The 25052-nt window shown below is 66.7% G+C and carries 27 protein-coding genes and 1 tRNA gene; 9 read left to right on the top strand and 19 right to left on the bottom strand.

Annotation, left to right across the window (positions count from 1 at the left end; translation table 11 throughout):
• Positions 1-3 precede the first annotated feature (3 nt).
• Positions 4-438, bottom strand: coding sequence for a universal stress protein (locus DU478_RS10495; protein ID WP_114510908.1), 435 nt, complete (start codon positions 436-438; stop codon positions 4-6).
• A 123-nt stretch (positions 439-561) separates the two neighbouring features.
• On the opposite strand from DU478_RS10495, the gene DU478_RS10490 reads away from it, so the two are divergent.
• Positions 562-951 (top strand): nuclear transport factor 2 family protein, encoded by a 390-nt coding sequence (locus DU478_RS10490; protein ID WP_114510907.1) that lies wholly within the window; start codon positions 562-564, stop codon positions 949-951.
• Positions 952-960: 9 nt separating this feature from the next.
• Here the strand turns inward: DU478_RS10490 and DU478_RS10485 are convergent, their stop codons facing one another.
• Genes DU478_RS10485 through DU478_RS10460 form a run of 6 tightly spaced genes read right to left on the bottom strand, consistent with a single transcriptional unit; the run spans position 961 to position 7116 of the window.
• On the bottom strand, positions 961-1359 hold the full coding sequence (locus DU478_RS10485; RefSeq protein ID WP_114510906.1) for a Na+/H+ antiporter subunit G: 399 nt from the start codon (positions 1357-1359) through the stop codon (positions 961-963).
• Complete coding sequence (locus tag DU478_RS10480; RefSeq protein WP_114510905.1) at positions 1356-1643, bottom strand: K+/H+ antiporter subunit F; 288 nt, start codon at positions 1641-1643, stop codon at positions 1356-1358. Before DU478_RS10480 ends, DU478_RS10485 begins: the two co-directional genes overlap by 4 nt.
• Positions 1640-2140 carry a Na+/H+ antiporter subunit E gene (locus DU478_RS10475; RefSeq protein WP_114510904.1) on the bottom strand — a complete coding sequence of 167 codons (501 nt, stop codon included), beginning with the start codon at positions 2138-2140 and terminating at the stop codon, positions 1640-1642. Before DU478_RS10475 ends, DU478_RS10480 begins: the two co-directional genes overlap by 4 nt.
• 1 nt (position 2141) lies before the next feature.
• Positions 2142-3890 carry a monovalent cation/H+ antiporter subunit D gene (locus DU478_RS10470; protein ID WP_114510903.1) on the bottom strand — a complete coding sequence of 583 codons (1749 nt, stop codon included), beginning with the start codon at positions 3888-3890 and terminating at the stop codon, positions 2142-2144.
• On the bottom strand, positions 3887-4228 hold the full coding sequence (locus DU478_RS10465; protein ID WP_114510902.1) for a Na+/H+ antiporter subunit C: 342 nt from the start codon (positions 4226-4228) through the stop codon (positions 3887-3889). Before DU478_RS10465 ends, DU478_RS10470 begins: the two co-directional genes overlap by 4 nt.
• A gap of 2 nt (positions 4229-4230) precedes the next feature.
• Positions 4231-7116 carry a monovalent cation/H+ antiporter subunit A gene (locus DU478_RS10460; RefSeq protein WP_114510901.1) on the bottom strand — a complete coding sequence of 962 codons (2886 nt, stop codon included), beginning with the start codon at positions 7114-7116 and terminating at the stop codon, positions 4231-4233.
• A 207-nt stretch (positions 7117-7323) separates the two neighbouring features.
• Here DU478_RS10460 and DU478_RS10455 point away from each other — a divergent pair, with 207 nt between their 5' ends.
• Both DU478_RS10455 and DU478_RS10450 read left to right on the top strand, forming a co-directional pair.
• Entirely contained in the window at positions 7324-8433 is a 1110-nt protein-coding gene (locus tag DU478_RS10455; RefSeq protein ID WP_114510900.1) for a pyridoxal phosphate-dependent aminotransferase, read from the top strand.
• A 60-nt stretch (positions 8434-8493) separates the two neighbouring features.
• On the top strand, positions 8494-8673 hold the full coding sequence (locus tag DU478_RS10450) for a hypothetical protein (RefSeq protein ID WP_114510899.1): 180 nt from the start codon (positions 8494-8496) through the stop codon (positions 8671-8673).
• A 107-nt stretch (positions 8674-8780) separates the two neighbouring features.
• Here DU478_RS10450 and DU478_RS10445 read toward each other — a convergent pair whose 3' ends face one another.
• On the bottom strand, positions 8781-9986 hold the full coding sequence (locus DU478_RS10445) for a pyridoxal-phosphate-dependent aminotransferase family protein (RefSeq protein ID WP_114510898.1): 1206 nt from the start codon (positions 9984-9986) through the stop codon (positions 8781-8783).
• A 169-nt stretch (positions 9987-10155) separates the two neighbouring features.
• Here DU478_RS10445 and DU478_RS10440 point away from each other — a divergent pair, with 169 nt between their 5' ends.
• Both DU478_RS10440 and DU478_RS10435 read left to right on the top strand, forming a co-directional pair.
• Entirely contained in the window at positions 10156-10860 is a 705-nt protein-coding gene (locus tag DU478_RS10440) for a tyrosine-protein phosphatase (RefSeq protein ID WP_114510897.1), read from the top strand.
• Entirely contained in the window at positions 10857-12617 is a 1761-nt protein-coding gene (locus DU478_RS10435) for an ABC transporter ATP-binding protein (protein ID WP_114510896.1), read from the top strand. Before DU478_RS10440 ends, DU478_RS10435 begins: the two co-directional genes overlap by 4 nt.
• 44 nt (positions 12618-12661) lie before the next feature.
• On the opposite strand, the gene DU478_RS10430 is transcribed toward DU478_RS10435, so the two are convergent.
• Entirely contained in the window at positions 12662-13339 is a 678-nt protein-coding gene (locus DU478_RS10430) for a TIGR04283 family arsenosugar biosynthesis glycosyltransferase (RefSeq protein ID WP_114510895.1), read from the bottom strand.
• Positions 13340-13429: 90 nt separating this feature from the next.
• Here DU478_RS10430 and ygfZ point away from each other — a divergent pair, with 90 nt between their 5' ends.
• Both ygfZ and DU478_RS10420 read left to right on the top strand, forming a co-directional pair.
• Entirely contained in the window at positions 13430-14167 is a 738-nt protein-coding gene (gene ygfZ / locus DU478_RS10425) for a CAF17-like 4Fe-4S cluster assembly/insertion protein YgfZ (protein ID WP_114510894.1), read from the top strand.
• Positions 14164-14943 carry a fructosamine kinase family protein gene (locus DU478_RS10420; protein ID WP_114510893.1) on the top strand — a complete coding sequence of 260 codons (780 nt, stop codon included), beginning with the start codon at positions 14164-14166 and terminating at the stop codon, positions 14941-14943. Before ygfZ ends, DU478_RS10420 begins: the two co-directional genes overlap by 4 nt.
• Before the next feature lie 42 nt (positions 14944-14985).
• On the opposite strand, the gene efp is transcribed toward DU478_RS10420, so the two are convergent.
• Entirely contained in the window at positions 14986-15549 is a 564-nt protein-coding gene (gene efp / locus DU478_RS10415) for an elongation factor P (RefSeq protein WP_114510892.1), read from the bottom strand.
• A 217-nt stretch (positions 15550-15766) separates the two neighbouring features.
• Between efp and DU478_RS10410 the strand changes: the two genes are divergently transcribed.
• Entirely contained in the window at positions 15767-16087 is a 321-nt protein-coding gene (locus DU478_RS10410; RefSeq protein WP_114510891.1) for a DUF6280 family protein, read from the top strand.
• A gap of 105 nt (positions 16088-16192) precedes the next feature.
• Here the strand turns inward: DU478_RS10410 and DU478_RS10405 are convergent, their stop codons facing one another.
• From DU478_RS10405 to DU478_RS10380, 6 genes are all read right to left on the bottom strand, one after another.
• A complete protein-coding gene (locus DU478_RS10405) occupies positions 16193-17170 on the bottom strand; it encodes a hypothetical protein (protein WP_114510890.1) in 978 nt (325 codons plus the stop codon).
• 70 nt (positions 17171-17240) lie between these two features.
• On the bottom strand, positions 17241-18647 hold the full coding sequence (locus DU478_RS10400) for a TolC family outer membrane protein (protein ID WP_114510889.1): 1407 nt from the start codon (positions 18645-18647) through the stop codon (positions 17241-17243).
• A 39-nt stretch (positions 18648-18686) separates the two neighbouring features.
• Positions 18687-19340 (bottom strand): protein-L-isoaspartate O-methyltransferase family protein, encoded by a 654-nt coding sequence (locus DU478_RS10395; protein ID WP_114510888.1) that lies wholly within the window; start codon positions 19338-19340, stop codon positions 18687-18689.
• Between the two features lie 124 nt (positions 19341-19464).
• Positions 19465-20505, bottom strand: coding sequence for an AI-2E family transporter (locus DU478_RS10390; RefSeq protein WP_233501196.1), 1041 nt, complete (start codon positions 20503-20505; stop codon positions 19465-19467).
• A gap of 72 nt (positions 20506-20577) precedes the next feature.
• The gene (locus DU478_RS10385; RefSeq protein ID WP_114510887.1) at positions 20578-20940 is read right to left on the bottom strand and encodes a phage holin family protein; all 363 of its coding nucleotides are present in this window, start codon (positions 20938-20940) and stop codon (positions 20578-20580) included.
• Positions 20941-21306, bottom strand: coding sequence for a DUF883 family protein (locus DU478_RS10380; protein ID WP_114510886.1), 366 nt, complete (start codon positions 21304-21306; stop codon positions 20941-20943).
• Positions 21307-21461: 155 nt separating this feature from the next.
• On the opposite strand from DU478_RS10380, the gene DU478_RS10375 reads away from it, so the two are divergent.
• Positions 21462-21535, top strand: a tRNA-Cys gene (locus DU478_RS10375).
• Between the two features lie 189 nt (positions 21536-21724).
• On the opposite strand, the gene DU478_RS10370 is transcribed toward DU478_RS10375, so the two are convergent.
• The 3 genes from DU478_RS10370 to DU478_RS10360 are packed head-to-tail and all read right to left on the bottom strand — an operon-like array spanning position 21725 to position 24859.
• Positions 21725-22810 (bottom strand): ABC transporter substrate-binding protein, encoded by a 1086-nt coding sequence (locus DU478_RS10370; protein WP_114510885.1) that lies wholly within the window; start codon positions 22808-22810, stop codon positions 21725-21727.
• Positions 22807-24198, bottom strand: coding sequence for a sensor histidine kinase (locus DU478_RS10365; protein ID WP_233501195.1), 1392 nt, complete (start codon positions 24196-24198; stop codon positions 22807-22809). The genes DU478_RS10370 and DU478_RS10365 overlap by 4 nt, the downstream gene beginning before the upstream one ends.
• Positions 24188-24859 (bottom strand): response regulator transcription factor, encoded by a 672-nt coding sequence (locus DU478_RS10360; protein WP_114510884.1) that lies wholly within the window; start codon positions 24857-24859, stop codon positions 24188-24190. The genes DU478_RS10365 and DU478_RS10360 overlap by 11 nt, the downstream gene beginning before the upstream one ends.
• Between the last annotated feature and the right edge of the window lie 193 nt (positions 24860-25052).

The raw sequence follows: 25052 nt of genomic DNA, 5'->3' as shown, positions 1-25052 counted from the left end.
GCGTCATTTGACCGTCAGAACGGCGCTGTCCGCCAGTGCCGACAACTTCTGCGATACGCTGCCCAGAAGCAGACCCTTAAGCGTGCCACGGCCGCGGCGCCCCAGGACCAGCAGGTCGGCGCCGACCTCCCTGGCGCGCGCGAGGATGGCTTCGGCGGGATCGCCCTGGCGTATCTCGCTCGACACCACCGTCGCGCCCGTGGCGCCGGCCTGGGCTTCGGCGGCGCTCAGCACCTCCTTGGCGGCGTCCTGTGTTTCCTCTTCGTTGACCGGGATGGTCACCGCCGCGGCCCCGACCGCGATCGCCGTGACCTGCACCTCGGGCACATGGATCAGATGCAGATCGGCGTCCGACTGCGCGGCCATTTCCGCCGCCGCGGCCACCGCGGCTGCCGCATGATCGGAGCCGTCGGCGGCGACCAGAATTGTCTTGAACATGTCCTGTCCTCCTTCTGCAGTTCAGGAGTACTTTAGCGGCTGTGTCCCGGCGCGCCTTGATCCGAATCAAGGAGGCGCCGAACAGCCATATTTTTCACGTAAGTCCGCAGCAGGGAGCGTTCAATGCCCGACCCAAGGCTCGAACAGATGAAGGCCGATGCCATGGATTTCTACGACCGCATGTTCAATTGGTGCGATCCGCAGAGCGCGATCGACACCTATGCCGGCGATGTCTATATCCAGCACAACCCGCATGTGGCGGACGGCAAACAGGCCTTCGTCGACTATTTCGAACGGATGGCGCGCGACTATCCCGGCAAGTCCGTGACCTTCAAACGCAGCGTGGCCGAAGGCGACCTCGTGGTCCTGCATTGTCACCAGGTCTGGCCCGGCTCGGACGATTATGCCGGGATCGACATCTTCCGCTTCGACGCCGCGGGCAAGATCGTCGAACACTGGGACGTGCTGCAAGTCATCGGCGGACCATCGGCCAATGAAAACGGACTCTTCTGACGGCGGCGGCTACCCCCGGACCGGCGCCTCGGGCGCGTCCGGGCTGCCGGTCTCTGCGGGCACGTCGAGCGTCGACCAGGTCTGGTCCTTCGGCGGCTCGGGCGTGGGCATGTCGCGGCCCCGGTGGATCGCCACCTTGGCGATGAAATTGGCCGAGATCGGCGCGGTCACGAACAGGAAGGCCATGATCAGGATTTCGTGCAACGACCCGTCATCGAAGGCAAAGGAGTGCAGCATGGACGCCAACAGCAGTGCGCCGACGCCCAGCGTGCTGGCCTTGGTGGGCGCGTGCATCCGCTTCATCGGGCTGTCGAGCTTGAGCAGGCCGAAGGACCCCACCAGCATGAACAGCGCGCCCATGAGCAGGCAGATGGCGATGAGGATTTCGGGGATCACAGTTCCGGTCATTCGATGATGTCCCCCCGCAGGATGAACCGCGCATAGGCCACGGTCGATACGAAGCCCAGCATGGCAAAGATCAGCGCCGCCTCGAAATAGATCTGCGTGCCTTGCGCGAGGCCCACCAGCACGATCATCCCGATGGCGTCGATCACCATGGTGTCGAGTGCCAGGATGCGATCGCCCGTGGTCGGGCCGATGACCAGGCGGATCATGGCGAGGATCTGCGCCAGCGCAACGGCGGCGAAGGCGATGACAAGGGCGAGGTCGTAAAGCCGGTCGGGGGCGATCATTCGAAAATCTCCTTGAGACGGCGTTCGTAGCGGTTCTTGATCTCGTCGCGCACCTCTTCAGGCGAGGCGGCGTCAAGCGCGTGGACCAGCAGGCAATGGCCCTCGTCGGACATGTCGGCCGTGACCGTGCCCGGGGTCAGGGTGATGGTGCCCGCGAGAATGGTGATCGCCTCGGGCGTGCGGATCTCCAGCGGGACCGTGACCCAATGCGTGCGCATCCCGGCGTTGCTGCGGGTCAGGACGATCCAGGCCACCTGCACGTTTGCGACCAGGATGTCCCAGAGCACCAGCAGCAGGTAGGAGATGAACTTGCCCGCCTTGATGCCGCGCGGCGCACCGGGCCAGTAGGCGGCGGTGCCCTGCGGGATCAGGAACCCCAGGATGATGCCGAAGACGACGGTTCCCAGCGTGAAACTGTTGTTGAGAAGGCACCAGCTGACGATCAGCAGGACCGTGAGAAAGGGATGCGGAAAGACCGAGCGTGCGGCGCGTTTCATGTCAGTTGCCTCCCTCGGCGGCAGGTTCGGAGGCGTCCGCCGAACCGGTGTCCCTATCGGAAGCGCCGGCGTCCGCCGCCTCTGCATCGGAGTCTCCGTACCCTGCCCCGGCTTCGCCGTCAGCGGGTTCGCCGTAGCCTGCGTCCTTTTCGTAATCGTCGAACTTGCCCTTGGCGTTGGACAGGTCCTTGCCCGGCGTGTTCAGCACCGTGTCGATATAGGGCTGCGGCGCGAAGAGCTGCGCGGTCGTGGTCTCCATGTAGCGCATGACCGGTCCGGCCAGCACAGTGTGCGCGACCAGCAGCGCGATCAACCCGCCGATGGCGGCAAGCTCCAGCACCGGGATGCGGCGCGCAGGGTCGTGCGCCTCGTGGGCGCCGCGGTTGTCTTCGGGGCTGGTCTCGTCCTCGGCCTCGCCCGCGACCTGGTGCGCCTTCCAGAACACCAGGCTGCCGGCGCGGGAAAAGCCCACGACGGCCACCAGGCTCGACCCCAGGATGACCGCCCAGGCCCACCAGACCAGCGGCGATGCGAAGCTGGCCTGCAGCACCAGCAGCTTGCCGATGAAACCCGACAGCGGCGGGAGGCCGGCCATGGCGATGGCCGCGACAAAGAACATGGCCGCGATCACTGCCCCACCCGTCACGGGCATCGCGGCGCTGAGGCCGACACCGGCCTCTCCGCGTCCGCTGCGCACCAGGTCGACGATCAGGAACAGCGCCGCCGTGGCCAGCGTCGAATGAATCACGTAGTACAGCGCGGCGCTGATGCCCGCCGGGGTAAAGAGCGCCACCGCCGTCATCAACATGCCCATCGACCCGATCACCGAAAAGGCCACCAGCCGGTCCAGCCGCTTTGCCCCCAGCACGCCGGTCATGCCGATCAGCAGGCCGATCAGCGCCACCGGCAGCAGCCAGGTGCCGAAAAGCCCGCCCGTGGTCTCGAGCTCGGGCGGAAACACCATCGTGTAGATGCGGATGATCGCATAGGCGCCGACCTTTGTCATGATGCCGAAAAGTGCGGCGACGGGTGCGGGCGCCTCGGAATAGCTCGACGGCAGCCAGAAGTGCAGCGGCGCCACAGCCGCCTTGATCGCGAAGACCATGAGCAGCAGCACCGCCGCGACGCGGATGCCGGTGCTGTTCGCCGGGTCGATCTCGGCCACGCGGACCGCAAGGTCGGCCATGTTGAGCGTCCCGGTCTCGGCATAGATGGCACCCAGCGCGAACAGGAACAGGGTCGAGCCCAGCAGGTTGTAGAGCACGTATTGCGTGCCCGCCCGCAGCCGCGCGTTGCCGCCGGCGTGGATCATCAGCCCGTAGGAGGCGATCAGCAGCACTTCGAAAAAGACGAAGAGGTTGAAGACGTCGCCGGTCAGGAACGCCCCCATGATGCCCATGAGCTGGAACTGGTAGAGCGCGTGAAAATGCTGCCCGCGTTTGTCCCACCCGGACCCGATGGCGTAAAGCAGCACCAGCACCGCCAGCACCGAGGTCAGCAGGATCATCATCGTCGACAGCCGGTCGGCGACCAGCACGATGCCGAAGGGCGCGGCCCAGTCGCCGAGCTGGTAGAGCCCGACGCTGCCGTCCGACACCTGCCAGGCGAGCCCCGCGCTGATCCCCAGCAGCGCCAGCGTGCCCGCGACCGAAAAGACCCGCGCAAGGTTGATGTGGAACCGCACCACCAGCACGATGAAGGCCGCCAGCATCGCGGGCAGGACGACGGGCGCGACGATCCAGTGGGTCATGGCGTGCCCTCCTCTTCGGGGGCATCGTTGACGTGGTCGTCATCGCTCCCGAGGTAGGCGCCGAGCGCGATCACCACCACCACGGCGGTCATGCCGAAGGAGATCACGATCGCCGTCAGCACCAGCGCCTGCGGTAGCGGATCGGTATAGCTGTCCACGCCCGCCCGCAGGATCGGCGGAGCGCCGACGGTCAACCGGCCGCTGGCGAACAGGAAGACGTTGACCGCGTAGGTCAGCAGCGAAGTGCCGATGATCACCGGAAAGGTCCGCAGCCGCAGCACCAGGTAGATCCCGGCAGCGGTCAATAGCCCGATGGCGGAGGCGACGAGAAATTCCATGCTCAGCCCTCCTTGCCGGGGTTCAGTGCGGTCGCGGTGGCCGCGGCGTCATCTTCGCGGCTGGGGTCGATGTCCATGGCGTATTCGGAGTCCTCCACATGCGCGCGACGGGCGAGCCGCGAAAAGCTCTCCAGCGACAGCATGACCGCGCCCAGCACCGCCAGGAACACGCCCAGATCGAAGGCCGCGGCGCTGGCAAGCTCGAACTCCTCCATCGGCGGGATGCGGAAATAACCGAAGGACGAGGTCAGGAACTCGTGGCCGGTGAACCAGGCCCCGATGCCGGTCAGACCCGCCACCAGCACGCCCGCGCCGATGATCCCGTGATAGGGATAGCGCTGGCGTTCCGTGGCCCAGGCAAAGCCGCTGGCCATGTACTGCATCACAACGGCGATGGCGGCGACGAGGCCCGCGATGAAGCCGCCGCCGGGTTCGTTGTGCCCGCGCAGGAAGATGTAGACCGCGACCATCAGCACCACGGGCATCATCACCCGCGTCAGCACCACCATCATCAACGGATGCCGGTCGCCCGCCAGCGGCTTGTCCGGCACGCGGTTCAGCAGACGCGCGCGCACCGGCCCGCCCAGCAGGGTTTCCGTCAGGGCAAAGATCACCAGCGCCGCGATGCCCAGAACGATGATCTCGCCATAGGTGTCGAAACCGCGGAAATCCACGAGGATCACGTTGACGACGTTGGTGCCGCCGCCGCCCTTGTAGGAGTTCTCGAGATGGTATTCGGAAATCGGCGTTGTCACCGCCTCGCGCAGCAGCAGGTGATAGCTGAAGACAAAGGTCGCCGCCCCGCCCGCCAGCGCGATGATCCCGTCGCGCAGCTTCTTGCCCAGGCTGCTTTCGCTGGGGGTCGTGTCGGGCAGGAAGTTCAAAGCCAGGAGCAGCAGGATGATCGTCACCACCTCGACCGAGATCTGCGTCATGGCGAGGTCCGGCGCGCTGAAGAAGGCAAAGCCCACGGACACCACCGTGCCGACGATGCCCATGAGGATCAGCGCCAGCAGGCGGTTGCGGTGCTTGATGACAAGGAAAGCGGTGGCAAGGATCAGCGCCAGCCAGCCCAGCGCCGCGATGATGTTCACCGGCGACGCGTCGCGCGCGGGTCCGGCATCGCTGCCGGTCAGCCAGGCATGGCTGCCCGCCGCGACGATGGTCAGCGCGAGGATGCCCGCATATTGCGTGAAGGCGCCGTTGTGCAGCGTCTGCGTCGTGTCGCGCGCCAGCCGCGCGAAGGCTTCGACAATGGCTTCGAAGATGGTCTTGGCCTCTGGCCGGGGTGCCGCGTCCCAGAGCTTCAGCAGCGGCGTGAAGAGCGCCAGCAGGACAAGGCCGCCCACCACCGCGATCACCGACATGAAGAGCGCTGGCGTGAAGCCGTGCCAGATCGCCAAGTAGGCGCCCGGCACCTCCTCGACGCCGCCAAGAACGGCGGCGGTCACGAATTTCACCGCCGGTTGCGCCAGGAGGGGCGCCACGCCGATCACGACGACGAGCACCGTCAGGAACGCGGGCGGCAGCCACATGCCTGCGGGCGGATCGTGCGGGTGGGCGGGATAGTCGTGGCGTTCCTCGCCCAGGAACACGTGCCCGATGTAGCGGAAGGAATAGGCGGCGGAGAAGACCGCGCCGAAGGTCGCCAGCGCCGGGACCAGCCATTCGGGGCCGAAGAGATAGGTGTGGGTGGTTTCCTCGAGCCACATCTCCTTGGACAGGAAGCCGTTGAAGAACGGGATGCCCGCCATCGACAGCGCCGCGATGGTGGCGATCACGAAGGTCACGGGCATCAGGTGCCGCAGCCCGCCCAGGCGGCGGATGTCGCGGGTATGCGCCTCGTGGTCGATGATCCCGGCGGACATGAAGAGCGCCGCCTTGAAGGTCGCGTGGTTGAGGATATGGAACACCGCCGCCATGGCGCCGAAGGCCGTGCCGGTGCCCAGCAGCATGGTGATGAGACCCAGGTGCGACACGGTGGAAAAGGCCAGCAGCGCCTTCAGGTCATGTTTGAAAAGGCCGATCACCGCGCCCAGCACCATGGTGACGAGGCCAGCGGTGGTGACGAGGTAGAACCATTCAGGCGTGCCCGACAGCACCGGCCACATGCGCGCCATGAGGAAAATCCCGGCCTTCACCATGGTCGCCGAATGCAGATAGGCCGACACCGGCGTCGGCGCGGCCATGGCGTGCGGCAGCCAGAAGTGGAACGGGAACTGCGCCGACTTGGTGAAACAGCCCAGAAGGATCAGCACCAGCGCCGGCACGTAAAGCGGATCGGCCTGGATTGCCTCGCGCTGGGTCAGGATCACGCTCAGGTCATAGGACCCGGCGATGTTGCCCAGGATCAGCATGCCGCCGATCATCGCGAGCCCGCCCATGCCGGTCACGGTGAGCGCCATGCGCGCGCCCTGACGGCCTTCGGGCAGGTGTTTCCAGTAGCCGATGAGCAGGAAGGACGACAGCGACGTCAGCTCCCAGAACACCAGCAGAACCAGGATGTTGTCCGACAGGACGATCCCCACCATCGCGCCCTGGAAGAGCAGCAGGTAGGTGAAGAACTCGCCCATGTTGTCGTTGCGCGACAGGTAGCTGCGCGCATAGGCGATGATCAGCAGGCCGATGCCCAGGATCAGGCAGGCAAAGAACGCCCCCAGCCCGTCCATCATCAGGTTCATGTTCATCCCCAGCCCCGGCAGCCAGTCGACGCGGGCCTGCACGACCTCTCCGTTCAAAAGCGCGGGCAGGTTCGAGAGCAGGCCGATCAGGGCGGTCAGGGTGACGGCGAAGGTGGTTCCGGCGCAGACCTTTCGCCCCGCACCGTTCAGCAGACCCGGCAGAAGCGCACCCAGAAACGGCAAGGCAACAACGAGGAAGAGCGACAATGGGACCTCCGGGTTCTGTCTGCATGTGCCGGGCGCGAAAGGCGGACCCCCTCGGACAGGGAGGCGAAGCTGCGGCTATGTCATAGGTTTAGCGGCCCCTGCTGGGATTGCAAACCGGTTCGGGAAATTGCGGTGCGGCGGTTTGGCCCTGCTTTTGCGACCGATGCACCTCTTGCGACGGGCGCAGAGGCTGGCATAGTGCGCGCCATGACCCAAGGCCCCAGATACCCCGAACTCATCCAGTCGCTGCCCTCTTCCGTGCCCTTCGTCGGCCCCGAAGTGCAGGAGCGCGAGCTTGGCCGACCCTTCCGCGCGCGCCTCGGCGCCAACGAGTCGGTCTTCGGCCCGTCGCCCTGGGCGGTGGCCGCGATGCAGGACGAGGCGGCGGAAATCTGGAAATACGCCGACGCCACCAACCACGACCTCAAGGCCGAATTGGCTTTGCGCATGGGCGTCACGCCGCAGAACGTGGTGCTTGGCGAAGGCATCGACGGCATCCTCGGCTACACGGTACGGTTGCTGGTCGCACCCGGTGACGCGGTGGTGACCTCGGACGGGGCCTACCCGACCTTCAACTACCATGTGCACGGCTACGGCGGCGTTCTGCACAAGGTACCGTTCCGCGACGATCACGAGGATATCGACGCACTTCTGGACAAGGCCCGCGAGGTCGAGGCGAAGCTCGTGTACCTGTCCAACCCCGACAACCCGATGGGCAGTTGGCACAGCGGTGAGGTGATCGAGAAGGCGCTCGACCGGATCCCCGACGGCACGCTTCTGGTGCTGGACGAGGCCTATATCGAATTCGCCCCGGACGGCACCGCGCCGCGGATCGACCCGGAAGACCCCCGCGTCGTGCGGATGCGGACCTTTTCAAAGGGTTACGGCCTTGCCGGTGCCCGCGTGGGTTATGCGGTGGGCGCCCAGCCGCTGATCCGGGCCTATGACAAGGTGCGCAACCATTTCGGCATGAATCGTGCCGCGCAGATCGGCGCGCTGGCCGCGCTGCAGGACGACACCTGGATCGAGGAGGTCGTGGGCCTTGTGGGCGCGGCCAAGGAACGGATCGGCACCATCGCCAAGGCCAGCGGCGTGACCGCCCTGCCCTCGGCGGCGAATTTCGTCGCCGTGGATCTGGGCCGCGACGGCGATTACGCCCGCGCCGTGCTCAAGGCGCTGATCGCCGAGGGCGTGTTCGTGCGCATGCCCTTCGTCGCACCGCAGGACCGCTGCATCCGCATCAGCGCCGGGACCCCCGCCGACCTCGATGTGCTGGCCGAGGTGCTGCCGGTTGCGCTGGAGACCGCGCAGCGCTGAAATTTGCCTTGGCAGACGGCTGCGGCGGGATATCCTTGCGACAGCCCGAGGAGCCTTGCCATGCGCGGAGACAACCGCCCCAGCGCCCCGAACTACACCTCAGCCGCCCTGACCATGGGCCTGGTGAACCTGCTCTGGATCTTCGCGGTGATCTGGACTGTCTTCGGCTTCGCGGCAACGGTGCTTTGCGCGCTGGGTCTCAACTGGATGATCGACCGGATCGCGGCGCGGCGCGGGTGACGCCCGAAATCGCCCGCGATGCAAGAAGCGCCGCCCGTTGCGCTTGCGCATTGGCGCAGATCCAACACTCTCTCGTGCTCTCCGGAGGTTTATCCGCAAGACGAAGATCAGCCCGGAGCGGCCTCGGCGATGACCTTGGCCGCCGCCGACAAGGCGCCGGGGCCGAACGGGATATTCTGCGCCGCCAGACCCGCCTCGACCGTGCCGAGAAGACCCAGCACCATATGCGCGTTGACGTGGCCCATGTGGCCGAAGCGGAAGAACCCCGTGCCGTTGGGATCGTCGGGTTCGGACATGCCAAGGCCGATGCCCAGGGTCACGCCCGCCTGCGATTCGGTCCAGGCGCGGAGCCTGGCGCCAAAGGGCGCGCCGAGGCGCAGCGCCGTGACCGCGTGGCTGCGGTGCGCCGGATCGGCGACGTTGAGCCGCAGCGGGCCGCTCGTCCCCCAGGCCTCGGCCGCGGCCCAGATGGCGCGGGCGAGCGTGGCGTGGCGGGTCCAGATCGCCTCCAACCCCTCGGCATGGATCAGATCGAGCGCGGCGCGCAGGCCCAGCAGGTGATGAGTCGGCGCGGTGCCGCAGGAATACTGGTAGAACGCCTGCGGATCGGCGCGCGGCGCCCAGTCCCAGTAGCGGCTGACGCGCGGCATGGCGGCGCGCTGCGCGGCCGCCCGGGCATTGAAGAAGACGAAGCCCAGACCCGGCGGCACCATCAGCCCCTTCTGCGAGCCGGTGAGGGTGACATCGGCACCCCAGGCGTCCATCTCGAACCGGTCGCAGACCAGCGACGCGATGCAATCGGCCATCAGCAGCGCCGGATGCCCGACCTCGTCCAGCGCCTGCCGCAACGCCGCGATGTCGTTGCGCAGCGATGACGAGGTATCGACATGCACCGCCAGCACCGCCTTGATCTTCTGGCCGGTATCGGCGCGCAGCGCGGCGGCGACCGCGTCGGGGTCGATCGGGGTCTGGCGGCCGAAATCCAGCATCTCGACCTCGATCCCCAGCCCCTCGGCCATCTCGCCCCAGCCGAATCCGAAGCGGCCGGTCGCGGGGATCAGCACCTTTTCGCCCGGGGCGACGGTGTTGGCCAGCGCCGCTTCCCAGGCGCCGTGACCGTTGGCGATGTAGATCGCCACGTCGCCGCTCGTCCGGGCCACGGCGCGCAGATCGGGGATCAGCCCCGCCACCATCTCGGGCAGCGCGCCTTCATAGATATTCGGCGACGCTGCGTGCATAGCATTCAGCACCGCGTCGGGCATCACGGAGGGACCTGGGATGGCAAGATAGGGACGGCCGTTGGCGAGGGACATTGAAAACTCCGGATAGCGGCCCGATATCCGGGCATTGCGTCGGACGGTACCCCCTTGGCGGACGGCGTCAATCCGCAGAAAGGCCATTCCGGCGAAGGACAGGTCGCGGCCTCGTCGCTTGCCAGCCGGACGGCTTGCGACTAAACCCCCGCGAGGAATGGATGGGGCGATGCTGAAAGCACTCTGGAGGCAGATCGACCGTGCGGAACGCCGCGTGCGGCGCTCGTTCGGCAAGGACATCGAAACGCCCGGCGGGCGGTTCTGGTCCAAGCTGCATTACCACGTCTTCGACCACGCCTTCCTGCGCGTGTTCTGGACCAATTTCTTCGAGGTCGCGCCGGGCGTCTACCGGTCGAACCAGCCCACCCATGCCCGGTTCGAGAAATACGCAGCCATGGGCATCAAGACCGTGATCAACCTGCGCGGCGAGGACAAGTTCTCCTTCTACCTGTTCGAAAAGGAAAGCGCCGAGGCGCTGGGGCTCACCCTGATCGACGCCAAGCTCTGGGCCCGCACCGCCGCGCCGCGCAAGCGGATCGTCGGCGTGATCGACGCGTTGCGCGCCGCCGAGCGGCCGATGATGTTCCACTGCAAATCCGGCGCCGACCGGGCCGGGTTCGTGTCGGCCATGTACCTGCTGATCTTCGAGAACCAGCCGGTCGCAGTCGCCAGGAAGCAGCTGGGGCTCAAGTACATCCACTTGAATTTCACCGCGACCGGGGTGCAGGGCTACATCCTTGATGTCTATGCCGCGCGAAATGCCCGCGATCCCATCGGGTTCGAGGAGTGGATCCGCTCAGAGTACGAGGGCGGCACCGTGCAGGCGGCCTTCGAGGCCCGGACCCCGCCCGACAAGGTGGTGTTTCCGGCATGAGCATCGCATCGCGCGACAGCATTCCCGATCCGCGCGGCCTCTTGGGCTGGCTCTGGCGCAACTACCTGCGCAAGCGCACCGGGCTGTTGCTGCTGGCGATGGTCTTCATGGCCATCGAAGGGTCGATGTTCGGCATGCTCAGCTACATGATGAAGCCGATGTTCGACCAGGTCCTGGTCGGCGGCAATGCCGGGGCGCTGGTCTGGGTGGCGGGGGCGATCTTTGGTATCTTCGCCTTCCGCGCGGTGGCAAGCGTGACGCAGAAGGTGCTGCTGACGCGGGTGTCGCAGCTGACGACGCAGGACATCCGGCAGGACCTTCTGGCGCATCTCATGCGGCTCGACGGCAGTTTCCACCAGGTCCACGCGCCGGGTCACCTGATGCAGCGGATCGAGGGCGACGTCGGCGCGGTCAACAAGGTCTGGCAGACGCTGATCACCGGCGCCGGGCGCGACGTGGTGGCGCTTTTCACCCTGTTCGGCGTGGCGATCAGCGTCGACTGGCGCTGGACCGCCGCGGCGCTGGTCGGCGTGCCGCTGCTGGTGGCGCCGGCGATGATCCTGCAGCGATTTGTCCGCGGCAACGCGCGGATCTCGCGCGATATTTCCGCGGGCCTGTCGACCCGGCTCAACGAGGTGTTCCACGGTATCGTGCCGGTGAAGCTCAACCAGCTGGAACGCTACCAGTACAAGCGTTACCGGACCATGACCCGCGACCGCAACCGGATCGACCTGCGCTCGGCCTTCGGCCAGGCGGCGATCCCCGGGCTCATCGACCTGATGTCGGGGGTCGGGTTCGTGGTCGTGCTGATCTACGGCGGGTCCGAGATCATCTCGGGCGAAAAGACCGTGGGCGACACCATGGCGTTCTTCACCGCCCTGGGCCTTGCGTTCGAGCCGCTGCGGCGGCTAGGCGCCTTCAGCGGTGTCTGGCAGGTGGCGGCGGCCAGCATCGAGCGGATCAAGGAACTGCTCGACATCACGCCCGAGCTGGTCGATCCCGCCGATCCCAAGCCCGCACCGGCCGGCGTGCCGCGGATCGCGCTGGAGGACGTCCGCCTGGACTACGGCGACACGCCGGTACTGCGCGGCGCGAGCTTTGTCGCCGAGGCCGGGCAGACCACGGCGCTCGTCGGCGCCTCGGGCGCGGGCAAGTCGACCGTGTTCAACGTGCTGACGCGGCTGGTGGACGTGCAATCGGGCCGGGTCACGCTGGACGGCACCGGCGTGGCCGAGATGACGCTGGCCGACCTGCGCGGGCTGTTCTCCGTGGTCTCGCAGGAGTCGCTGCTGTTCGACGAGACGCTCGAGGAAAACATCCTGCTGGGGCAGACCGACGTCGATCCCGAGCGGATGCAGGCGGCGCTCGATGCCGCGCATGTGAGCGACTTCCTGCCGCGCCTGCCCGAGGGCCTGAAAAGCCCGGTCGGCCCGCGCGGGTCGAACCTGTCGGGCGGTCAGCGCCAGCGCGTGGCCATCGCCCGCGCCATCCTGCGCGACACACCGGTGCTGCTGCTGGACGAGGCCACGAGTGCGCTCGACGCGCAGTCCGAGGCGGTGGTTCAGTCGGCGCTCGATACCCTGTCCGAAGGGCGCACGACCCTTGTCATCGCGCACCGGCTGGCGACGGTGCGGCGGGCGCACAAGATCGTTGTCATGGACAATGGCCGCGTCGTCGACGAAGGCACCCATGACGAACTCCTGGCCCGCGGCGGCGTCTATGCCGACCTGCACCGGCTGCAGTTTTCCGAGGACTGAGGCGCAACACGCGCCTGTAGGGTGGGTTTGCAACCCACCTGCCCTCAGCGCCTGTAGGCGCGCGCCAGCGTCTCGGGATCGGCCCCCATGTAATAGCGCAGCAGCGTCAGCAGGTTACGCCCCCCGCGGCGCAGCCAGCCCGCGCGCTCGTAGCGTGCCGCGGAGGTCAGCGCCGTGCACTCCAGACGCTTGGGTCGCGCCGGAAGCGCGCGGATCAGGGCCACGTCCTCCATCAGCGGAATGTCGGCGAACCCGCCCGCTGCCACCAGCCTGTCGCGGTCGATCAGCAGGCCCTGGTCGCCGTAAGGCAGACCGAAGACGGCGGAGCGCAGGTTCGCCCAGCCCGCCACCAGCCGGGGCATCAGCCCCTGCGCACGAAACGCGAGGCGGAAATGATAGGCGCCGGGGCGTTCCATGGCGCGGGCGGCATCCGCGCTCCAGCCCGGCGACAGCACGGTGTCGGCATGCAGCACCAGCAGCCAGTCGCCCTGCGCCGCCGCCACGCCGCGCCGCAGCTGTCCGCCGCGTGACGCCGGACCCGCGACCCAGACGGCCCCGGTTTCCTCGGCCACCCGGAACGTGCCGTCGGTCGATCCACCGTCGGTCACGATCACCTCGCGCACCAGCCCGGCCACCACGCCTTCGATCAGCGCCGCCAGGCAGGCCGGCAGTGCCGCTTCGGCGTCAAGCGTCGGAATGATAACGGAAATCGGCGCGCGCATGTGCGGTCTGGTCCTCGTCTCCTGGGGCCGCCCCTGTTGTGGATCGGCGGGCTTCCTATATGTCAGGGCAAGGCAGAAGGGGAACAGAAAATGTCGGAAACCGAAAGAAGCGTGTTGCGGATCGCCGGTCCGGACGCGGTGCATTTCTTGCAAGGGTTGGTGACCAACGACCTTGACCGCCTGCGCGACGGGGTCGTCTATGCGGCGATGCTGACGCCGCAAGGCAAGTACCGCGCGGATTTCTTCCTTGTCGCGGACGGCGACGAGGTGCTGCTGGATGTGGCGGCGTTTCAGGCCGATGACCTGATGAAAGCATTGAGCCTCTACAAGCTGCGCTCCAAGGTGACGATCGAGCGCACTGATATCGCGGTCGCCCGCGGCATCGGCCCGGCGCCCGAGGGCGCGCTAGCCGACCCGCGCGACCCGCGCATGGGCTGGCGCGGCTACACGGGCCAAGCCAGCGAAGAGGTCGACTGGGACGCGCAGCGCGTGGCGGCGGGCGTGCCGCTGGCGGGCGCCGAGTTGACGCCGGACAGTTTCATCCTCGAGATGGGCTTCGAACGGCTGTCGGGCTTGGATTTCCGCAAGGGCTGCTACGTCGGGCAGGAAGTGACCGCGCGGATGAAGCACAAGACCGAGCTGCGCAAGGGGCTGGCCGTCGTCGCCGTCGAGGGCGCCGCGCCGCCGGGCACCGAGATCACCGCCGGGGACAAGCCCGCGGGCACGCTGCACACGCAGGCGGGCGGCGCGGGGCTCGCCTACCTCCGGTTCGACCGCGCCCAGGGCGAAATGCGCGCCGGAGAGGCGCGGGTGATCCGGCAGGGATGACCCGCATTCTCGGACTGGAAGTGCTGGACAGCCGCCCCCTGCACGGCGGCGACCTGTCCGAAGTGCGGCTGATCACCCTGCCCGACCGTCAGGTGGTGGTGAAACGCGGGCGCGACGTGGCGACCGAAGCGCGGATGCTGCGCGCCATGGCCCGCGCAGGAGCACCCGTGCCCGAGGTGCTTGAGGTCGGCGACGATGTGCTGGTCCTGTCCTACCTGCCGGAGACGACGCCCGCGACGGACACCTGGCGGCGGCTGGGCGCCGATCTTGCGCGAATGCACGGGACGGTCGGCGGCCGGTATGGCTGGGATGAGGACCATGCGTTCGGTGCCGTGAGGATCGACAACACGCCCAACGGCGACTGGCCAGGCTTCTGGGCCGAACGGCGGCTGTTGTCCGGGATCGCGGACGTGCCCCAGGATCTTGCCGGGCGGCTGGAGCGGCTCGCCGCGCGTCTGCCCGGCCTGCTGCCGAAGACGCCCCCGGCGGCGCTGCTGCACGGCGATCTCTGGGCGGGGAACCTGCTGTTCACAGCTGAGCGTGGCTGGCTGATCGACCCGGCCTGCTACCATGGCGATGCCGAGGTCGACCTCGCTATGCTGCACCTTTTCGGACGGCCCGGCCCGGGGTTCGACGAGGGCTACGGCGCGCTGCGGCCGGGCTGGCAGGACCGCCGCCCGATCTACCAGCTCTGGCCGGCGCTGGTGCACCTGCGGCTCTTCGGGCAAGGTTATCGCGGCATGGTGGAGAGGTGTCTGGGCGCGATCGGCGCCTGACGCGACGGTGGGTTGCAAACCCACCCTACACGTGTCGCGGCCTCAGGCGCGTTCGGAATATTCCATCGTCTCGGTGTTGACGATGATGTCCTCGTCCTGGCCCACAAAGGGCGGCACCATGACCTTGACGCCGTTGTCCAGCACCGCAGGCTTGAAGCTGTTGGCGGCGGTCTGGCCTTTGACCACCGGCTCGGTCTCGACGACCTTGCAGGTCACCTTCTGCGGCAGGGTCGCGTTCAGCGCTTCGGCGTCGTGGAATTCGACCACGATGGTCATGCCGTCCTGCAGGAACGGGCGGCGTTCGCCGAGGATATCCGCCGGAAGCTCGACCTGATCGTAGGTTTCGGTGTCCATGAAGCTGAGCATGCCGTCGCTTTCGAAGAGAAACTGCATGTCCTTCTGTTCGAGTCGCACACGCTCGACCTTGTCGGCGGACCGGAAGCGTTCGTTCAGTTTCGACCCGTTCCGCAGGTTCTTCATTTCGACCTGCGCGAAAGCACCGCCTTTTCCGGGCTTTACGTGATCGACCTTGACCGCGGCCCAAAGGCCGCCGTTGTGCTCCAGAACGTTGCCGGGGCGTATCTCGTTACCGTTGATCTTGGGCATGTGTTGAAACCATGACAAAGGGTTGTTGTAAGCTTGCCCGAACCTATATCTGGAGTGCAGACCCGCTGCAAGACAACCAGATATCGTGCTGCAGGTGCAGCGAGCCATGCGTGTGCCGCAACCAAGCTATGCGTTAATGGGGTATTCGAATCGGGTGTAATAGGCCATAACCGCCTTCACGCCTGAAAACACAAGAGCAATAATCAAAGGACGAAACATGAGAGATTTCGTTGATGGAACAGCCTACAACAGCGAGCAGGGCAACCGTGCTCGCAAGCTGTTTGCCGCGGTGGTACTGGCTGCCCTGGACGACGCGATCGCCGACGACAAGAAGTACGGCAACGGCCCGGAACAGATCGCCCGCTGGGCGCGGTCTCGCGACGGTCGTGAAGTGCTATCCTGCGCCGGGATCGACCCGAACGAACGTGTGGTCTCGGGCCTGATGGAGTTCGTCTCCAAGGGTGTCCGCACGTCCGTTGCCTTGTCGCGCGAGGAAAGCGAGCGCCGCAACGCCGCATTGCAGGCCGAAGCCGCCTGATCACACAGATCGCAGATCGCAATTTGGCGCGCCCTACGGGGCGCGCTTTTTTGTCTCCCGCGTGCGGAAAGCTTTGGAGCGTAGCGACGCCGCAACGGCGCCGGTTTACTCCAGGTTCTGGCTGATCAGGGCGCGGTGAATCTCGCGGCGGACCAGCTTGCGCACATTGCGCGTGATCCGTTCGCCCAGGGCGCCCTGAAGCTCCTGGCGCACGATCTCTGCCACCATGTCGCGCAACATGTCTTCGTCGATCACCGCCGTGCCGCCGTCCGACGGTTCGGTCTCCGCCTCGGTCGCCGCGTCATGGGTGGTCTGTTCGTCCCGCGGCCGGTTGCGGTGCGACTGGAAGAAGGTGAGATCGGGCGCGGCCTCGACCTCTTCGGTGTCGCCATCGTAGTCCTGCCAGGCCAAAGCTTCTGCTCGGTCGCCGAGGAAATGCGACGCGCCATCCTGATGCGGCTCCGGTTCCGGCTCCCAGTCTTCGTCAGAACCGGAAATCAGCGCCTCGAGCTCGGCCACTTTCTGCTCGAGCGTGGACGCCTTGCGCTGGTCTTCGACCCTCGCTTCGGGCGCGGGATCGGTCGGGCTGTCCTCCGCCCCGGACAGGTCATCGGCGGCGACGTCCGTGTCCTCTGCCGCGGCTTCGGACTCGAGCTCTTCGACGGCATCCTGTGCCGCGTCGGCGTCCCGGGCTTCCGCCGCCTTGAAGGCGCGGAGGGCCTGTTCGACTTCCTGCCCCACCAAAAGCGACAGGGCATCGACGGTGTCGTCGTCGGTGTCGCCCTGCGCCGCGTCGGGCGCGTTGGCCGCGTCGCGGCGCGGTTCCTGACGGTCGGTGGCGGATTCCGTGTCCAGTCGGTCGGTCAGCAGGACCGGCGCCGTTCCGGTCGTGTCGTTCCGTTCAACATCGTCTTCTTCCGCGCGGTACCCTGGTTCCTCGGCCACGCGTTGCGCCGGGGTCAGCACCAACCGGTCCGGCGCCGCCGACGGCGGGCTGGATTTCGGGCGCACGTCTTCGGACACGAGCCTGCGAATTGAGGACAAGACATCCTCGATTTCCACGTTCTTCACGGGATCTGTCATTGTTGTTCCACTGTCGCCTCACGCGCAGGATAGCGCGCGGGACGATTCCTCACAACAGATGGAAATAATTCTATTCTTTTCCCAAGGCGCGCAGGACACGGTTGAGTTGCTGGCCCTGCTGCGACACCGCCGGTGCGTCCTTGACGAGGTTGTAATAGGCCGCCGGATCGTAGCGCTGCACGTTGAGGCCAAGATCCCGCGCGGTCAGACGTCCCATCGTCGCCAGCACCCGGTAGGCGGCGATGAATTCGTCCACATTGGCCGAAATCAGCGCCGCCCGCGCATCCAGCAGTTCCTGTTCGGCGTTCAGCACGTCCAGCGTGGTCCGTGCGCCCAGTGTCGCCTCTTCGCGGATGCCGCGGAAGGCCACGTCGGCCGCGCGGACCTGGTCGGCATTGGCGTCTTCGCTGGCCCGCGCGACATTGAGCTGGATCAGCGCATTCGTGACGTTCTGTTCGATCGTCAGCCGCACCACATGCAGGTTGCCGCGCTGTTCGTCGCGGTTGGCCATGGCCTGTCGGACCAGCGACGACAGCCGCCCGCCCTGGTAGATCGGGCCGGTCGACTCGATCCCGATGGAGCCGCCATGGGAAAAGGAATCGTTGTCGAAATCTTCGGTCACGCCCAGCCGCCCGGTCAGGCTAATGGTCGGCTTCATCGCCGCCTCGGCGCGGGCGATGCTGAGTTCCGCGACCCGCACGAGGTGCTGCGCCTGCAAAAGGTCGGGGTGTCCGCGCAGCGCGATGGCGACGGCAGAATTGCGATCCGGCGGCAGATCGGGGACCCGGCTGGGCTGCGACAGCGGACCCGGCGTCCGGCCGGTGGCGACGCGGTATTCCTCCTGCGCGGCCCGCAGCTCACCCTGCGCGGCGGCAAGGTTGGCCCGTGCCTGGGCAAGCCGTGCCTCGGCCAGCGAAACGTCAGTGCGGGTCACCTCGCCGACCTCGAACCGGTCCTGCGCGGCGCGCAGTTCCTGGGTGATCAGGCGCAGGTTGTTCTGGCGCAGGGCGACGGTTTCGGTGGCGCGACGCACCTCGAAGAAGGCCGTCACGGCACGCAGCAGGATCTGCTGCTCGATAGAGACAAGTCCCTGCCGCGTCGCCAGCACCGCTACCTTCGCACCGTCGATGGCCAGGCGGTTCTGCCCGAAATCGTACAGCGTCAGTTCGGCCACCAGCCCGACGCTGGCGGTGTTGGAGGCGCTGCGCGCCACGGCGCCCAGCGAATTCGACCCGCGGGAGGTGCCGAAGTCGCGGGTGATGTCGGCCGACCAGCTCAGCACCGGCCGCAGCGCGGAGACCGCCTGCGCCACATCCTCGTCGGCGGCGCGCAGCACGGCGCGGTTCTGCTCCAGCAGGCCGCTCGTGTTGTAGGCCCCCACCAGCGCATCGGCCAGAGTGTCCGCCTGCGCCGCCGGTGTCAAAGCCAGCACCGCGGCGACCGCGGCAAGTGTTCGTCTGATCGGTCGGATCGTCATGCCGCCTGTCCCCTGCCTGTGCTTCTGACGGCCCCCGCCCTAAAGTGCGAAGGCCCGTGCCTTTTCAAACCCCGGAATGACCGGTGCGCTCGCATTGAAGGAAAACCGCCAGGACATGCCGCCGTCAAGCTTGTAGCCGATACGAACCACGCCAAGTGTGCCTTCCATGAACAGGCAGGCCATGCGCCCGCCCTCTTTCAACTGGCCGATGATCGCCTCCGGCACCTCTTCCACGGCACCCTCGATGAGGATCGCGTCATAGGGTCCATGTTCGGGCGCGCCTTCGGACAGGGCGCCGCCGTGCAGGATCACGTTGTCGGCATGGTGTTCGGCCAGCAGGCTTTCCGCCTCGGACAGGCGCGCCTCGTCATCCTCGACCGCGACCACCGCTTCCGCGATATGCGCGATGACCGCCGAGGAATACCCCAGCCCGGCGCCCAGATCGAGCACCAGGTCGTCGTTGCCGAGCGCCAGCGCATCCAGCATCTTTGCAAAAGTCCGCGGCTCCAGGATCACGCGGTTGCCGCCGATGGCGATGTTTTCGCTCATGTAAGCCGCTTCCATGCGGTCGCGCGGAACGAAGGCTTCGCGCGGGACCGTCAGCATCGCGTCGATGATCGGGAACTTGGTGACATCGGCAGGGCGGACCTGCGTGTCGACCATCATCCGGCGGCGTTTGGCATAATCGGACATCTGCTAAACTCTTTCGTTCAGAAGCGATGCAACCGTAATGCCACAGTTGCCCTTGGGCGGCAATGTCCAAGGGTCAGAAATCGAGGGGCCGGGCTCTATCTGCCACGCCCGTATTAAGGGCCTGTCAGGTCTCGCTGGCCTGCTCGCGGCGGCGGTGCGTGGCAACGTCGTCCAGCAGCGCCACCACGATGACCACCACCGGGATCGCCACGATCCCGCCGATCGGCCCCCAGAACCAGATGCCGAAGACCAGCGCGAGGAAAACCAGCAACGGGTTCAGCGACACATGCCGCCCGACCATGGCCGGCGTGACGAACTGCGCCTCGATCATGTTCAGCACCATGAACCCGATCATCGGCCCAAGAACCGAGACACCGCTGAAGTTGATCAACCCGCTCAGCAGAAGGCTGAACGCCACCACCGCAGGCCCTACGTAGAGCACGTAATTCAGAAGAAACGCCGCCGCGCCCCAGACCAGGGGAAGCGGCAGGCCGATAATGCTGAGATACCCGGCAAGGGCGAGGCCCAGACCCGCATTCACCACCGAAATTGCCGCAAAGTATCGCGACACGAGGTACTCGGCAGTGCGAAACCGCTGCTGAATGCGCGCCGCGTCGTGGTTGCCGCCGATGCGGCGGGCGAGCTCGGAAAAGACGTCGAGTCGGGTCACCAGAAAAAAGTAGAAGGTCCCGGCGAAAATCAGCATCTGGGCCAGGATCACCGGCGCGAGAAACAGCGCGTCGGACACGGACGGCAGCGGCGATTCCTTCTCCGCGTCGACATCGCCATCGCCGCCCAGCGCCTGTTTCATCTCTTCATTGGCGGCGTCGATGCCCTGGATCAATCCCTGGAACTCGGCCAGAAGCGTCCGCAACTCGTAGCGGATGCGCGGAATTTCCTCGGTCACGCGCCAGATCAGCGGTTCGACCACGAATGCCAGAGCGCTCAGCACCGCAATGGTCACGATCAGAATGATCATCGCGCCAAAGCCGGCCGGGATCCCGATGCGGCGCACCAAGTCCATGATCGGCGACACGATGATACCGGTCACGATGCCAAGCGTGACCGGTGCGGCGATATCCTGCGCCACGTAGAGCATGGAGAGCGCCGCGAATACGCCCAACCCGATGATGGATGTGCGCACAGCGCGAGAGTCGGTTTTCACGGACGTACCTTCTGTGTCTGGAGTAATCCGCCGGATCGGCAGGCTGCTGGACCCGGCGCGCGCGGCAAGCTGTCAGTGACGGTCGGAGCGACGCGTTCCGCGCGTGCTGCGCCCGGCGTTGAGCCCAAGCAGAAACCCTTCGATCATCTGAACGATCGGCTCTGTCCCGGTTTTCGCCGCGGGGGTCGGCGGAAGCCGATACAGGCGACGGCCGACGAGCCAGGAAATACCGAGAAAAATCAAACCAATGCCAAAAAATCCACCGCCGAGAACCTGCGCCGCGAAGAGCGGATCGCGCAACTCGGACAGGACCATCCAGAAAGCGGACGTGAGAAAGCCGAGACCCACCAGAAGGAAGATCCCGGCAATGATGGACCACACAGTTGCGCGCGCCTTGCGTCTGACCGCGTCGCCCAGAGTGTAGAGAATCATCATTCAGCGGCGGCCCGAGAGCACGCCTGCGAGGAACCCGACACCGACAGCGATGGCCATAGCGGTACCGGGCTGACGGCGCACCGCATCGAACGCCTGATCTCTTGCATCGTTGGCGTAATCGACCGCATCATCGTAACGATCCGACGCCTCGGCCCGCATACGCTTGGCCCGCGCCCGTGCCGCTTCGACAGTTTCGTCCTTGCGGCGAACCCCGATGTCGGTGAGCATTTCCGTCAGCGAGGCCAGATCACTCTTCAGAGTCTTCACCTGATCATTCAGGGCATCGTAATCCGACGATCCGGTAACGGTCCCGTTGCTGGGTGTCTTCGCGGTTGTTGTCGTGTTCGCCATGATAAAATCCTCCATGGATGTCTTGCTTCTTTAACGCCGCGCCGCCGCGAAGGTTCCATGCAGCGCGCAAAGGCGGCCGAAATTCGGCCAGGCGCGTCGGAGCGACCCCCGGGCGGTCAGGAACCCTCTTGAAGCCCGCCCGCTGGAGGTCTAAAGACACGGGAAGCTCCGGCGGGTTGGCGGAGAGGTTACGCAGCGGATTGCAAATCCGTGTAGACCGGTTCGATTCCGGTACCCGCCTCCAAGCTTTTTCAAGGATTTGTTGTCTGCTGGATACTGCGTTTGTCGCGTTTTCTTGCGCAAAGCCGCTTCGCGTTTCCGTCGACGTGCGAGCTTTTGCAAACCCGACAACAGACACAACCGCGAAACGCGGACTCTTGCTCTCCAACCGGGACTCGGCTGCACTAACCTTTTCGCAGGACAGAACCCGAACTCACTCCGGCGGTGCCTCGCCATCGCCTTGACGCGGGAAGGTCGAGCGCCAGAGCGCGATGAATTCCCGCCGCTTGTGCTGATCCAGTCCCACCAGCAGCGACGGCGTGAGGGCGATGGGCCGAAAGCTGGTCTCCGGTGTCTCCGGCAGGCTCAGGGAGTCCATGGCCGCGTCTTCGGTCGTGACGATCAGATGCGCCGATCTCAGGGCCGCCCGACCGGCCTGAGACAGCATGTAGTCCAGAAACGCGCCCGCCAGGTTCGGCTCTGCCGCGTGGCGCGGGATCAGCGCGGCGCGCGACAGGACCAGCGTGTAATCGTCGGGTGCCACGGCGACGATGTCGGGATTTTCCTCGGCCCGGGCCAGCGCGTAGGACGCCAGCACGTTGTAGGCGATGAGATACGTGCCGTCGGCCACGCCGTCGATGATCTCGGCCGAGCAGCAGGTGGCGACCACACCGCTGCGTCCGAAGGCTTCGATCAGGCTGCCGAAGGTCGTGGCCTGCTGCGCATCGGCAAAGGCAAAGAGATAGCCCAGCCCCGAGGCCTCGATGTCATAGGTGGCGATGCGCCCGCGAAACCGGCTGTCTTCGGGGCGCAGGAGGTCGATCAGGTCGAACCGCGACCGCGGCACCTCGGCGGCGGCGATCAGCCGCCTGTTGTAGACGATGACCGCAAGCTCCCGGGTGATGCCGAAGACCTCGTCGCGCCAGTTGGCGACCTGCGGAAGGCCGGCGGTCGCGGTCGACCGGTGCGCCCGGGCGCAGCCATCGTTGGCCAGCTTGATCTGAAGGTCGACGGCCGAGCTGACCACCATGTCGGCGGCGCGATCCCCGCTCCGGCACTCCGCCAGGGTCACATCGAAGAGGTCGTTCGAGCCCCATTGCTCGTAGTCGATCCGCGGGCTGTCCGGGCGGGATGTGAAGAGCCGCAGCACGTTTTCGAAGCGGGCGATGTCGGTGGTTCCGCGCACCAGCAGACGCCGCGCGGCGTCGTCGGGGCCATAGGATGTCACCGCTTCGGGTGCCGGCTGGGCGGCCGCCGCACCGGCCAGCAGGACCGCACAGACCAGGCCGATGACCTTCATGCCTCTGCCTCCCGAAGTTTCGGCAGCGCGACGAAGACCTCGAAACCGCCGGAGTCGGGCCGGCGGAGCGTCAGCCGGCCGCCGTGGGCCTGGGCCACCGCACTGACGATGGACAGCCCCAGCCCCGCACTGGTCGAGGACACGCCGGAGCGTTTCGCAAAGCGCGAGCCCGCATCTGCCCACATCTCTTCCGCCATGCCGTCCCCCCGGTCACGCACGCCAAGGCCAAGCGCCGGGCCATCGTCGCGCACGAAGACGGTGATCGGCGGTTTGCCGTAGGAGACGGCATTGGTAATCAGATTCTTGCAGGCCTCGACCAGCGACAGCGCGTCGCCGTCGCAGCGCATCGGCGCTTCGGGCAGGTCGATCCGCACCACCTGTTCGGCACCGGACAGGGTCTGGTCGAACTGGGAAACCGCATCGCTGGCCACGGCCCGCAGGTCCACCGGAGCCAGCTCGACGCTGTCGGCGCGGTGAATGATCATCGCGTGGTTCAGCAGCTGGTCGGTCAGCCGGCTGAGGTTGCGGGACCGGTCGTGGATCTTTGTGACAAGCCGCAGCTGCTCTTCCGCATCGGTCGCCTCCCGCGCAAGTTCGGCCTGCGCCCGGAGCGCGGCTATCGGCGTGCGCAGCTGGTGCGAGGCATCGGCGATCAGCGTGCGCATGACCCGCACCTGCCGGTCGATCCGACCGATAAAGCGGTTCAGCGCCGCCACCAGGCTGGCGATTTCCTGAGGCACCTCCACATCGACCGGCGTCAGGTCGCGTACGGAGCGCGCGGCAAAATCGCGCTCGAGCCGCCGCAGGGGGCGCAAGGCGGACCTCACCGCCAGCACCGCGAGCCCGGAAATCACCAGCCCCACCAGAGCCAGCGCCAGCAGCGCGTTGCGGGTGATCTGCTGCGCCAGTTCCTGTCGCGCTTCGGTGGTCTGGCCGACGACGACATCCACCGCGCCGAGGAAGGACCGCTCCGCGATCTGGCGCCTGACATGGACGTAGCGGGCCGGTTCACCGGCGAAACTGTCGGTGAAGAACCCGCCATCGCCCTCGGGCAACGCCACGGTATCATAGCCGGTGACGCGCCGCCCCTGGTTGTCGAAGACCGCATAGACCACGCGATCCCGCGGGGCCAGCGACAGCAGTTCGAAGGCCGAGATCGGGATGTCGACGATCACCTCGCCGTCCCGCAACCTCAGCGATCCGGCGATCTGGCTGGCCGCGCCGACCAGAAGCCTGTCGTAGGATTGCTGCGCTGCGCTGCGGCCATAGGCATAGGCCGCCAGCGACACCGCCACGCCGCCGATCGCAAGCACCAGTGCCAGCGCCACGCCGAGCCGGAAACTCAGCGACCCGGTCAGCCGCATGCCGCGCCGCGCCTCAGCCGCCATCGACCATCTGGTAGCCAAGCCCGCGCAACGTCTTGATCGTGATCCGGCTGTCGCAAAGCTTTTTGCGCAGCCGGCCGACATAGAGTTCGACGGCGTTCGGGCCCACCTCTTCGTCCTTGAAAGAATACATGCCTTCCAGCAGCCTGTCCTTCGGCACAACGCGTTCGCGGTTGGCCAGCAGGATCTCCAGAAGGCTGAGCTCGCGCCGGGCCAGCGACAGCGGGCGGCCCTTGACTTCGACCGTCTGCCCGGCCGGATCGAACCTGATGTCCCCGAACTCGACGATCCCCGACCGGTCCGTGTCCTGCCGGCGCAGCATCGCCCGGACGCGGGCGTGCAGTTCGCGCAGATCGAACGGCTTGACCAGGTAGTCGTCCGCCCCCTTGTCGAGCGCCGCGACGCGGTCCTCGATGTCCGACCGCGCGGTCAGCATCAGGACCGGGGTCGGCTTGCCGCGATCGCGCAGGCTGGACAGGATGTCGGTGCCCAGCCCGTCGGGCAGGCCGATGTCGAGGATGATCACGTCGTAATCCTGCACGGCGAGTGCGCTTGCGGCCGTATCGACCGAATTCACGTGATCCACCGCATCGCCGCGATGCCCGAAGCTTGCGACAATGGCATCCGCGACATCGGCGGTATCTTCGACCAGAAGCAGACGCATGTCCCGCGCGGTCCTCCCCGTGCCAGCATCCGCCAATTCTGACGGGAATGCCAGTCGCCGTGATGCCGAAGGCGTTGGGCCCGCGCCGGGACGTTTCCCGACGGGCGGCGGGGGCGGGTCGGCACGCGGCACCGACTGGACCGGACCCCGCCGTCACGGCGGACGACCTCGCGCGCAGCGAACGCAGCGGCGC

Origin of the sequence: Thalassococcus profundi, assembly GCF_003344785.1 — a bacterium.
Classification (GTDB): Bacteria; Pseudomonadota; Alphaproteobacteria; order Rhodobacterales; family Rhodobacteraceae; genus Puniceibacterium; species Puniceibacterium profundi.
Note: the sequence above shows the minus strand (reverse complement) of the source record. Positions and strands in the feature narration are given on the sequence as shown.